Consider the following 11,870-nt stretch of genomic DNA (forward strand, 5'->3'; position numbering starts at 1 on the left):
GATCATGACCCCTCCTTTGCGTAATGTTTAATTGCAACTGATTCGCAAAAGCAGCAGAACGTGAGTAAGAGGGTGTGGAGCATGACGGCCCGGTCCGTACGGGGAGTGGCCGCCGTGGCCATGGCAGGGGTTCTGGCGGCGAGTGCCGTGGCGTGTTCGACGCCCGGGGCCGATAAGGGCAAGGGCAAGGACTCTCTCGTCGTCGGGCTCGCCAATGAGCCCGAGACGCTCAGTCCGCTGCTCGGCTACGGCAAGGACGGCAACTCCAAGATCTTCGACGGGCTGCTCCGCCGCGACGCCGCCATGAAGCTCCGGCCCGCCCTCGCCGCCGCGCTCCCCACGGTGACCGACGACGGCCGGACGTACACCTACAAACTCCGGCACGGTGTGAAGTTCAGCGACGGCGAGCCGTTCTCGGCGAAGGACGTGGTCTTCACCTACCGGACCATCCTCGACGAGAAGACCAACAACGCCGCCAAGGGCGAGCTCGACGCCATCGACGGGGTGACCGCGGACGGCGACGACACCGTCGTCTTCAAGCTCAAGTACCCGTACGCGCCGTTCGCCGAGCGCACCGTCCTGCCCATCGCCCCCGAGCACGCGGCGAAGGGCCAGGACGTCAACACCGGCTCGTTCAACACCGCGCCGATCGGCACCGGCCCGTACGTCCTCACCGGCTGGAGCAAGGGCGAGAAGCTCAGCTTCAAGGCCAACCCCGGCTACTGGGGCGGCGAGCCGAAGATCAAGAAGCTCACCATGGCGATCATCAAGGACGACGACATCCGCGCCACCCGCCTGCGCGGCGGTGACCTGGACGGCGCCATCCTGCCGCCGAACCTCGCCAAGGGCTTCGGGAACGACAGGTCCAAGCTGTCCGTCACCGCACGGACCACCGACTTCCGCGGCGTCACCCTGCCCACGGCGAACAAGGTCACCGGCGACCTCGCCGTCCGCCGCGCCCTCGACCTGGCCGTCGACCGCGAGGCCATGGTCGACAAGCTCCTCGAAGGCGCCGGCAAGGCGGGCTACGGCCCGGTCCCGACCGACAGCGAGTGGTTCGCCAAGGGCACCGAGCGCCCGCACGACCTCGGCAAGGCCAGGAAGCTCCTCGACGACGCGGGCTGGAAGCCCGGCGACGGCGGCGTCCGCGAGAAGGACGGCCAACGAGCCGAGTTCACCCTCTGGTTCCCCGCCGGTGACAAGCTCCGCCAGGAGCACGCCCTGGCCTTCGCCTCCGACGCCAAGAAGGCCGGCATCAAGGTCGAGGTGCAGAGCGGCACCTGGGAGGTCATCGAACCGCGCATGAAGAACGACGCGGTCCTCGCCGGCGGCGGCAACCCCGCCGACCCCGACTTCGACCTCTACAACCTGCTCCACTCCTCGCTCGCCCTCGACGGCTTCAACAACATGGCCGCCTACGCGGTCCCCGACGTCGACAAGGCCCTGGAGGAAGGCCGCCGCAGCGGCGACAAGGCCGCCCGCAAGGCCGCGTACGACAAGGTCCAGCGCGGCCTCGCCGACAACCCCGGCTACACCTTCCTCACCCACGTCGACCACCTCTACGTCATGAACGACGACTGGCAGGACGTCACCACCCAGGTCGAGCCGCACGACCACGGCCTCGGCGCCGGACCCTGGTGGAACGTCGAGTCCTGGCAGCCGAAGAAGTGACCGCCCGGTTCCCCTGGGGGCCGATGGCACGCATGGCGGGACGGCGGCTGCTGGCCGCCGTCCCCGTGCTCGCCGTCGTGACCTTCGGCGTCTTCGCCATCGCCGCCGCCTCGCCCTTCGACCCCGCCAAGGCGTACGCGGGCTCCGCCGGACTCGGCGCGGGCCAGGGCGTCCTCGACCAGCTGAACGAGAACCTCAGCGCCGACCGGCCGTTCGCCGCCCGCTGGTGGGACTGGCTCACCGCCGCCCTCACCGGCGACCTCGGCGACTCCAGCTCCCTGCGCCAGCCCGTCGCCCAGGTCATCGGCGAACGCGTCGGCTGGTCCGTCCTGCTGTGCGCCGTCGCCTTCGCACTGGCCGTGACGGTGGGGACGGCACTGGGCGTCCTCGCTGCCCGGCGCCGCGGCGGCCTCGTCGACCGGGCCGTGACCTCCCTGGCCTACATGCTCGAAGCGGCGCCGCCCTTCTGGCTCGGGCTGCTCGCCATCTGGTGCCTCGCCCTCAAGCTCGACGCGCTGCCCGCGGGCGGCCTCACCGACACCGGCAGCGACGCCGTCACCGCGGGCCAGATCGCCTCCCATGTCGTCCTGCCCGCGACGGTGCTCGCCGTCTCCCAACTGCCCTGGTTCGTCCTGTACGTACGCCAGGGCGTCGGCGACGCCCTGGACGACGACCCCGTACGCGGGGCACGCGCCCGGGGCCTCGGCGAGCGGACCGTACTCCTCGGACACGCCCTGCGGTCCGGGCTGCTGCCCGTCCTCACGCTCGTCGGCTCGCGCGTACCCGAACTGATCACCGGCGCGCTCCTCGTGGAGACCGTCTTCAGCTGGCCCGGCATCGCCTCCGCGACCGTGGAAGCGGCCACCAAGGTCGACTTCCCGCTGCTCGCGGCGCTGACCGTGCTCGCCACGGCCGCGGTCCTGGTGGGCAACCTGCTGTCCGACCTGCTGTACGGACTGGCCGACCCGAGAGTGGGATTCGATGGCTGAGGCCGTGACTGAGTCCGCGGCTGAGGCCGTGAGCGCCGCCTCCCGGCGCATCATGCGCATTCCGCGCCCCCGTTTCTCCGCCGTGCTCGTCGTGGCCGTCGTCCTCGTCGCACTGCTCGTGCCCGCCCTGGTCCCCCTGGACGAACAGGCCGTCGACCTCGGCGCCAGACTGCGGGCACCCTCCTGGGCACACCCCTTCGGCACCGACGAGGTCGGCCGCGACCTGCTGCTCCGCTGCGTCTACGGGCTGCGGATCTCGCTCCTCGTCGGCGTCGTCGCGGCCCTCGCCGCGACCGTCGTCGGCACGGCGGTCGGCGCCCTGGCCGGTGCGCTCGGCGGCTGGGCGGACCGCGTCGTGATGCGGATCGTGGACGTCTGCTCCTCGGTACCGCACCTGCTGCTCGGCATCTTCATCGTGGCCATGTTCCGGCCCGGCGTCTGGCCCGTGATCGTCTCCGTGGCGCTCACCCACTGGCTGTCGACCGCGCGGATCGTCCGCGCCGAGGTGCTGTCGCTGCGCTCGCGCCCGTACATCGACGCGGCCGTCGTCGGCGGCTCGTCCCGGTGGCGCATCACCGTGCGGCACCTCCTGCCCGGCGTGCTGCCCCAGGCCGGGCTCGCCGCGGTCCTGATGGTCCCGCACGCGATCTGGCACGAGTCCGCGCTGTCCTTCCTGGGGCTCGGACTCCCCACCCACCAGGCGAGCCTCGGCAACATGGTCCAGGCCGCCCGGGGTTCGCTCCTCGCGGGGGACTGGTGGCCGACCCTCTTCCCGGGCCTGTTCATCATCGTCCCCACCCTCGCCGTCGCGGGCCTCGCGGCCGCCTGGCGCGACCGCCTCAACCCCCGCCGCCGATCGGAGCTGACGCTGTGACCACACCTCGGGTCCCGGCCCCCGCCGCGGAGCCCGCGCCGGGCGCGGACGACCGCGTATCCGACGACCGCGTATCCGACGACCGCGTATCCGACGACCGCGTATCCGACGACCGCGTATCCGACGACCGCGTATCCGACGACCGCGTATCGGATGACTGTGTATCTGGCGGCCCGGTATCTGACGACCGCGTACCGGACGGCCCTGTACCGGTCGGCCCCGTACCTGACGGCCCCGTGCTGGACGTCCGCGGCCTGTCCGTCCGCTTCCGGATGCGCGGCGGCCGGGAGATCGCCGCCGTCACCGACGTGTCGTTCACGCTCCGGCCGGGCGAGTGCCTCGCCCTCGTCGGCGAGAGCGGCTGCGGCAAGTCCGTGCTCGCCTCCGCCCTGCTCGGGCTCCTGCCCGGCAACGCCCGTACGGCGGGCCACGCGCGGCTCGGCGCCCTCGACCTCCTCGCCGCCGACGAACGCACGCTGGCCCGCACCGTACGCGGCCGCCTCGTCGGCCTCGTCCCGCAGAGCCCCTCCGCGCACCTCACCCCCGTGCGCACCGTCCGCTCGCAACTCCACGAGACCGTGCGGGAACTCACCGGCGTCCGGAAGTCCGGACTGCGCGCCGCGGCCGAAGCCGCCGCCGAACGCGCCGCGTTCCCCTCCGGCCACCTCGACCGCCACCCCCACGAACTCTCCGGGGGCCTCGCCCAGCGCGCCGCCACCGCGCTCGCCCTCGTCGGCGACGCCCCGCTGCTGCTCGCCGACGAGCCCACCACCGGCCTCGACCGCGCCCTCGTGAACCGCACGGCCGACGAACTGCGCCGGCACGTCGACGCGGGCCACGCCCTGCTGATGATCACCCACGACCTGGCGGCGGCGGAGCGCATCGCGGACCGCGTCGCCGTGATGTACGCGGGCCGCGTCGTCGAGATCGCCGACGCCACCGCGTTCTTCGGCGCGGACGGCCCCCGCCACCCCTATGCCCGCGGCCTGCTCGACGCCCTGCCCGAGCGCGCCTTCACCCCCATCCCCGGCATGCCCCCCGAACTCGGTGACCTGCCGTCCGGCTGCGCCTTCGCCGCGCGCTGCCCGAAGGCGACGGCCACCTGCGGGACGGTCCCCGAACCCGCCGACGGCGTGGCCTGCCACCACCCGGAGGAGACCGCACATGCTTGAGCTGAGCCGGATCACCGCCGGGTACGAGCGGCGGGCACCCGTCGTACGGGACGTCTCGCTGACCGTCGCACCGGGGGAGGCCGTGGGGCTCCTCGGGCCCAGCGGCTGCGGCAAGTCCACCCTCGCCCGCGTCGCCGCCCTGCTGCACCGCCCCTACTCCGGCACGGTCGTCGTCGACGGCCGCGCCGCCGACGGCTGGCGCCACAGGGCCCCGCGGGAACAGCGCACCGCCTTCGGCGTCGTCTTCCAGCAGCCACGCCTCTCCGCCGACCCGCGCATGCGCCTCGCCGACCTGATCGCGGAACCGCTGCGCGCCACCGGACGACGGGACGAGGCCGATGGCCGCGTGACCGAACTGGCCGGCCGCACAGGGCTCTCCGCCGAACTGCTGCGACGGCGGCCGCACGAGGTCAGCGACGGCCAGCTCCAACGCGCCTGCCTGGCCAGGGCCCTGGTGCTGCGCCCGCGCTGGCTGATCTGCGACGAGATGACGGCCATGCTGGACGCGTCCACGACCGCCGCCCTGGTGGCCGTGGTCGAGGACTACCGCGCGGAAACCGGCGCGGGTCTGCTGACGGTGGGCCACGACCGGATGCTGCTGAACCGCTGGTGTGACCGTACGGTGCACTGGGACGAGCTGGTGGGAGCGGCCGGGCGGCGGACCCCTTGAGCCGGGAGGGGCGGGCCGGGGGAGCGAGCTCCTAACGGCGGTCGCCCGCGCCGACCAGCTCCCGCTCGGGCTCGGCGGCCGCGGGCCGCGGCGCCGCCCGCCGCACCGAGGCGACGGCGACTCCCACCAGCACCAGTACTCCACCGAGCACCGCGTTCGCCGTCGGCAGGTTGCCGAGCAGCGCCGCGTCCAGCCCGAGCGCGGCGACCGGCACCGCGTAGAGGACGAGGGACGCCGTGGACGCCGTGGTCGCCCGCAGCGTCCGCGACCAGGTCCAGAAGGCCATGGCCGTACAGCCCAGGCCCAGCCAGAGGACCGCCAGGGTGCGGTGCCCCTCCGCGGCCGTCACCTGCTCGACGGCACCGGGGGCCGTCACCAGCAGCGGGAGCAGCCCGAAGAGGCTGCCGTAGAAGACGCACTCGGCACCCGAGTACTTCTTGAGCAGCGGCTTCTGCAGTGCGAAGGACGTCGCCTGGGTGGCGGCCGCGAGGAGGACCATCAGCGCCCCCGTCAGCGAACCGCTTCCGCTGCCCGAGGTCACGGCCACCAGCAGCGCGCCGCACAGGGCGAGCCCCAGGCCCGCGAGCCCCCGCCGTCCGGGGCGGTCGCCGAGGAACGCCATGCCAAGGATGGTGGTGAAGACCGGAGAAGCGGCGATCAGCATGGCCGCGGTGCCCGCTTCCACACTCTGCTCGCCCGCGCACAGGAGCACCTGGTAGGCCGTCATCCCGGTGAGCCCGAAGGCGGCCATCCGGAGGGCGTCCCCGCGCTTGAGCGGGCCGATGCGCTTCAGCGCGAGACAGGGCAGGAGCAGCACCACGGTGATCGCGATGCGCAGCAGCGCGATCGTGGTGGGCGAATAGTCCGGCAGCGCGATACGGATCGCGGTGAACGCCGATCCCCACAGCACTGCCGTGGCCGCCATCGGAAGCCAAGGGGTCGCCGCACGCTGTGCCGCCGTCATGGAAAACACCACCAGCTCGGTCTGGGACTGAGCTGTCAAATTAACAACGGCGGATCTATAAGGCAAATAATGAATTCTATCCAGAGATCAAAGAAATTCTTTGGGGGTGGTGGAATTCAGCGTCTCCGTACCAGCGGGAACGGCAGGGTCTCGCGGATCGACAGACCGGTCAGGAACATCACGAGCCGGTCCACCCCGATGCCGAGCCCGCCGGTCGGCGGCATCGCGTACTCCAGGGCCCGGAGGAAGTCCTCGTCCAACTCCATCGCCTCCGGGTCGCCGCCCGCGGCCAGCAGGGACTGCGCGGTCAGCCTGCGGCGCTGCTCGATGGGGTCGATCAGCTCCGAGTACGCCGTCCCCAGCTCCGTGCCGAACGCCACCAGGTCCCAGCGCTCGGCGAGACGGGGGTCGGCACGGTGCGGCCGGGTGAGCGGCGAGACGTCGGTGGGGAAATCCTTGTAGAAGACCGGCAGCCCCGTCCGCTCCTCGACCAGCCGCTCGTACATCTCCAGCACGATGTCCCCGCGCCCGTCCTCCGGCTTGTGCGGCACACCCGCCGCGTCGCAGTGCCGGCGCAGCGCCGGGACGGGCGTATCGGGGTCGATCTCCACGCCCAGGGCCTCCGACACCGCGCCGTGGACCGTCTTCACCGGCCAGCTGCCCGAGATGTCGTGCTCGACGAGCTTCCCCTCGCCGTCCGGGTGCAGGATGACGGCCGTGCCGTGGGCGGCCACCGCGGCGGCCTGGATCAGCTCGCGCGTCAGGTCCAGCATCACGTCGTAGTCCGCGAACGCCTGATACGCCTCCAGCATCGTGAATTCGGGATTGTGCTTGTAGGAGACACCCTCGTTGCGGAAGGTGCGGCCCATCTCGAAGACCTTCTCCATACCGCCCACGCACAGCCGCTTCAGATACAGCTCCGGCGCGATCCGCAGATAGAGGTCGAGGTCGTAGGCGTTGATATGGGTCGTGAAGGGCCGGGCGTTGGCGCCGCCGTGGACCTGCTGGAGCATCGGCGTCTCGACCTCCAGATAGCCGCGGTCGAGCAGTCCCTGCCGGAGCGCCTGCACCGTGGCGCTACGGGCCCGCACCGTCTGCCGGGCCTCCGGCGAGACCGCCAGGTCCACATAGCGCATCCGCACCCGCGCCTCCGGGTCGGTCAGGCCCCGGCGCTTGTCGGGCAGCGGCCGCAGGCACTTGGCGATCATCCGGCACCGGGACACGAAGACGGTCAGCTCGCCGCGGTCGGTGGTGCCCACCTCGCCCTCCGCCTCGACATGGTCGCCGAGGTCGATGTGGGTGACGAAGCGCCGCAGGCACTCCGCCCCCGAGTCGCTCCGCGTGAAGGTCAGTTGGAGATCGCCGGACCAGTCGCGGAGCACGGCGAACACGACCCCGCCGTGGTTGCGGACCAGCAGGACGCGACCGGCCACCGTCACCCGCTCACCCGTACGGGACGCGGGCGGGAGCCCCGGATGCGCGGCCCGCAGCACCGCGAGGGCATGGGTGCGGCGGGCATCGACCGGATAGGGGTCCACCCCCGCCTCCCGCAGCCGGTCCAGCTTCCGCCGCCGCACCCGCACCTGCTCGGGCAGACCCGCGAGCTCGTCCCCCCGGATCGCTCCGCCGCCCTCGCCATTGACGAAGCCGAGCTCGGACAACGAGGGCAGCCCCGCCGTGGAGGCCGGGCTGGAGATGCCCCTCGCCCGGCCGCGCCCCCACAGCTTGCCCAGGCTGGGCACGGCCACGAAGCCCTCGGCGATCCCGGACGCCAGCCCGATCCGGGCGAGAGCACCCGCGTCGGCGTAGCACAGGAACCTGGGGTGCCACTCGGGGTTGTACTTGACGTTCGACCGGTAGAGCGCCTCGAGCTGCCACCACTTGGAGAAGAACAGCAGCAGCCGGCGCCACAGCCGCAGCACCGGCCCCGCCCCGATCCGGGCACCCTCCTCGAAGGCGGAACGGAAGACCGCGAAGTTCAACGAGACGCGCTTGATGCCGAACCGCCCGGCCTGCGCGCACAGTTGGGCGACCATGAACTCCATGACGCCGTTGGGCGCCGCCCGGTCACGGCGCATCACATCGAGCGAGACGCCGTCACGGCCCCATGGCACGAACGACAGCAGCGCGATCATCTTCCCCTCGCTGTCGAACGCCTCCACCAGCAGGCAGTCGCTGTCGGCGGGATCGCCCAGCCGCCCCAGCGCCATCGAGAAGCCCCGCTCGGTCTCGGTGTCCCGCCAGGCGTCCGCCCGCTTGATGACCTCGCCCATCTCCGACTCGGACAACGCGGAGTGCCGCCGGATCCGCGTCGTGGCACCCGTGCGCTCCACCCGGTTGACGGCCTGCCGGGTCACCCGCATCTCCCGGCCGTCGAGATCGAACGCGGCCACCTGCAGGATCGCCTCGTCGCCGAGCTGGAGCGCCCCGAGCCCCGAGCGCGCGTACGCCTTGGCGCCCGCCTCGCTGGCCCCCATCACGGCGGGCTGCCAGCCGTACCGGCCCGCGAGCGCCAGCCAGGCGTCGATCGCCGGGGTCCACGCCTCGGGGTCCCCGAGCGGATCCGCCGAGGCCAGACAGACACCCGCCTCCACCCGGTAGGTCACCGCCGACTTGCCGCTGGGGGAGAAGACCACGGCCTTGTCGCGGCGGGTCGCGAAATAGCCGAGGGAGTCCTGGCCGCCGTAGCGGCCGAGGAGCGCGCGGATGCGCTGCTCCTCGTCGTCGTGCAGGGCCGCCTCCAGCCGCTGCGAGCGGAACAGCACCGTCGCCGCGTTGAGCAGCGCCAGCGCGCCGAGCAGACCGAGCAGGAAGAACAGCCAGTGCGGCGGATGCCCGGTGAAGTGCCGGCCGCTGACCAGACCGCCGCACACCTTGTTGGCCACGAACATCAGCCGATTGCCGCCACCGCGCTCCAACGTGCCCGGGAACGCCGACACCAGCCCCCAGCCCACCAGGATCGCCACGGCCAGCCCCGCCATCAGCACCAGCAGCGCCCGCAGGAACGCCCCGCGCCGGGACGCCGCGTAGAACTCGTGCCGGGCCAGCACCAGCAGCGTCATCGCGGCCACGCACAGCACCAGCGAAGGGATCGTGTCCCAGTAGCCCACCGCCAGCAGCAGCGCGTCCGCGATCAACAACAGCGCCAGATAACCGAGGACGAACCAGAGGGTGACCCGTTTGCGGGCCGCCATGGCCGTGGCGAGGAGCAGCAGGAAGACGGCGTAGGCCAGGTTCGGGGCGGTGGGGACGGTCAGGGTGTCCAGAGCGTCGGTCAGCGGGCGCGCCACCCGTCGCAGCGGAATGATCAACGAGGTGATTGCACAGAACATCCCGAGCAGACCGAAGAAGATCGCGAAACCGTTGGGCACACGGTGCAGCAGCCGCTGCCAGGCCGAGCCCCGCTCCTCGCCCTCCCGGCCCTCGGCGACAGCCATGGCGGACGGCGCCACGGCACTCTTGCTCTCCGAGGCTGTACGGCTCATTCCGTCAGCCTAGGCACGGCACGGCCGACCTGCCCGCCGAGCGGCGGCCCGCCGGGTGACCTGACACACGGCCCCGACCCCGGGCGGACGGAGCACAGTCGTCCGGGCCGCACCGGCGGCGGCCGCTCGCATCACCAGGGGGCCCGAGCCCCGTCCCGTTCATCTCCGGCCGCCCTCCCCGGCATCCGGACGAAGGCGTGTCGGTATCGGTTCCGCCTGTGCCGAGCCTGTCCGCGCGACCGGGACCGTGCAGGGCGCCGGGCTGACTCATACCCATTTGGAGTACACGCTTTTCGCAGGTCGCCGCCGTGCGATGGGTCAGACTGACGGACAACCACTCCGCAGAGGAGGCTCGCCATGGCCCTTTCGATCTCCGTGGTCCTACTGCTCCTGATCATGGCAGTGGTGTTTCTCCGCAGCGGCGCGCTGAGGCTCTCCCACGCCCTGGTCTGTGTCCTGCTCGGCTTCCTCCTCTCCGGCACCAGCGTCGCGCCGACCATCGCCCACGCGATGTCGGCCACCACGCGGATCGTCAGCGGCGTCCGGCCCTGACGACCCGCGCGTCGTCGGCCCGCCGTTACACGCGTCCGATCTCGACGTCCTCCAGGATGCCGAGGGCATCCGGCACCAGGATGGCCGCCGAGAAGTAGGCACTCACCAGGTAGGCCGAGACCGCCTGCTCATTGATGCCCATGAAGCGCACATTGAGGCTGGGCTGGTACTCGTCCGGGATACCGGTCTGGTGAAGGCCCACCACACCCTGGTCCGCCTCGCCGGTGCGCATCGCGAGGATCGAGCTGGTCCCCGATTCGCTGACCGGAATCTTGTTGCACGGCAGCAGCGGCACACCGCGCCAGGAGCGCACGGCCGAACCCATCACCTCGATGTTCTTCGGGTAGAGACCCCGGCTGCTGCACTCCCGGCCGAAGGCCGCGATGGTACGCGGATGCGCCAGCAGATACTGGGTCTTACGCCGCCGGGACAGCAGCTCGTCCAGGTCGTCGGGGGTGGGCGGACCACTCCGGGTGTGCAGCCGCTGCCCCAGGTCGGCATTGTGCAGCAGGCCGAACTCGCGGTTGTTGACGATCTCGTTCTCCTGGCGCTCGCGCAGCGCCTCGACGGTGAGACGCAGTTGCTGCTCGAGCTGGTTCATCGGGTCGTTGTAGAGATCGGCGACGCGGGTGTGCACGCGCAGCACCGTCTGAGCCACACTCAGCTCGTATTCCCGCGGGGCGATTTCGTAGTCGACGAAGGTGCCCGGGATGACCGGCTCCCCCGTGTGCCCCGAGGCCACGGAGATGTCGGCCTCACCGCGTTTGTTCTGCGCGGGGGTGGGACGGGAGGCGAAGTCCGCGACGTGGGCGCGCAGCGACTCCGAGCGGTCGGCCAGTTCCTGGAAGACCTGGCGGGGGAGCGCCAGGACCGTGCAGCGCGTCGCGGCGGTGACGGTGAACGGCCATGTGCCGTCCGGCTCCAGTGGCACGCTCTCGCCGAAGTAGTCACCGTCGGCCAGTACACCGAGCACGGTCTCGTCCCCGTATTTGCCGGGGCCCGTCTTGTTGAGCTTGCCGTGCGCGATCAGGAAGACCTGATCGGCCGGGCTGCCCACCTGGACCAGGGTGTCGCCCGCCGCGTACTCGCGCTGGACGAACCCGGCCGCCAGCGCCTCCAGAACGGCGCTGTCCTCGAAGCCCCGCAGCAGCGGCAGCTCGCCCAACTCCGGTGGGATGACCCGTACTTCCGTACCGGTGGAGAGGAACTCGACCCTGCCGTCCCCGACCGTATAACTCAACCGCCTGTTCACCCGGTAGGTGCCCGCGGACACCTGCACCCATGGCAGTACGCGCAGGAGCCAGCGGGAGGAGATCCCCTGCATCTGCGGCACGGACTTCGTCGTCGTGGCGAGTTGCCGTGCCGCGGGCGTGCCGAGGCTCAGCTGCTGTGACTGGCCCGGCTGTTCACCCGGTACGGACTCCACTGACGTGGTCATGGCTGGTCATCACCCATCTGTTGCGATATCTGGCGCTTGCCGCGCTGTCCGACGC

At 71.6% G+C, this 11,870-nt stretch carries 9 protein-coding genes; 6 read left to right on the forward strand and 3 right to left on the reverse strand.

From position 1 onward, the window contains the following. Positions 1-81 precede the first annotated feature (81 nt). From ACWD4A_RS15320 to ACWD4A_RS15340, 5 genes are all read left to right on the forward strand, one after another. Positions 82-1,671 (forward strand): ABC transporter substrate-binding protein, encoded by a 1,590-nt coding sequence (locus tag ACWD4A_RS15320; RefSeq protein WP_451194047.1) that lies wholly within the window; start codon positions 82-84, stop codon positions 1,669-1,671. Positions 1,672-1,694: 23 nt separating this feature from the next. Then, complete coding sequence (locus ACWD4A_RS15325) at positions 1,695-2,660, forward strand: ABC transporter permease (protein WP_451193965.1); 966 nt, start codon at positions 1,695-1,697, stop codon at positions 2,658-2,660. Between the two features lie 52 nt (positions 2,661-2,712). Beyond that, on the forward strand, positions 2,713-3,534 hold the full coding sequence (locus ACWD4A_RS15330) for an ABC transporter permease (RefSeq protein WP_451194049.1): 822 nt from the start codon (positions 2,713-2,715) through the stop codon (positions 3,532-3,534). A gap of 272 nt (positions 3,535-3,806) precedes the next feature. Next, positions 3,807-4,706, forward strand: coding sequence for an ABC transporter ATP-binding protein (locus tag ACWD4A_RS15335; protein WP_451194051.1), 900 nt, complete (start codon positions 3,807-3,809; stop codon positions 4,704-4,706). Continuing rightward, positions 4,699-5,376 carry an ABC transporter ATP-binding protein gene (locus ACWD4A_RS15340; RefSeq protein ID WP_451193967.1) on the forward strand — a complete coding sequence of 226 codons (678 nt, stop codon included), beginning with the start codon at positions 4,699-4,701 and terminating at the stop codon, positions 5,374-5,376. The genes ACWD4A_RS15335 and ACWD4A_RS15340 overlap by 8 nt, the downstream gene beginning before the upstream one ends. A gap of 31 nt (positions 5,377-5,407) precedes the next feature. Here the strand turns inward: ACWD4A_RS15340 and ACWD4A_RS15345 are convergent, their stop codons facing one another. Together ACWD4A_RS15345 and lysX are read right to left on the reverse strand one after the other, a co-directional pair. Beyond that, on the reverse strand, positions 5,408-6,340 hold the full coding sequence (locus ACWD4A_RS15345) for a DMT family transporter (RefSeq protein WP_451193969.1): 933 nt from the start codon (positions 6,338-6,340) through the stop codon (positions 5,408-5,410). Between the two features lie 116 nt (positions 6,341-6,456). Then, positions 6,457-9,777 carry a bifunctional lysylphosphatidylglycerol synthetase/lysine--tRNA ligase LysX gene (gene lysX / locus ACWD4A_RS15350; RefSeq protein WP_451194053.1) on the reverse strand — a complete coding sequence of 1,107 codons (3,321 nt, stop codon included), beginning with the start codon at positions 9,775-9,777 and terminating at the stop codon, positions 6,457-6,459. A gap of 405 nt (positions 9,778-10,182) precedes the next feature. Between lysX and ACWD4A_RS15355 the strand changes: the two genes are divergently transcribed. Beyond that, entirely contained in the window at positions 10,183-10,377 is a 195-nt protein-coding gene (locus ACWD4A_RS15355; RefSeq protein WP_451193971.1) for a hypothetical protein, read from the forward strand. A 25-nt stretch (positions 10,378-10,402) separates the two neighbouring features. On the opposite strand, the gene ACWD4A_RS15360 is transcribed toward ACWD4A_RS15355, so the two are convergent. Then, complete coding sequence (locus ACWD4A_RS15360; protein WP_451193973.1) at positions 10,403-11,815, reverse strand: family 2B encapsulin nanocompartment shell protein; 1,413 nt, start codon at positions 11,813-11,815, stop codon at positions 10,403-10,405. Positions 11,816-11,870 lie beyond the last annotated feature (55 nt).

Source organism: Streptomyces sp. NPDC002537, assembly GCF_053594975.1.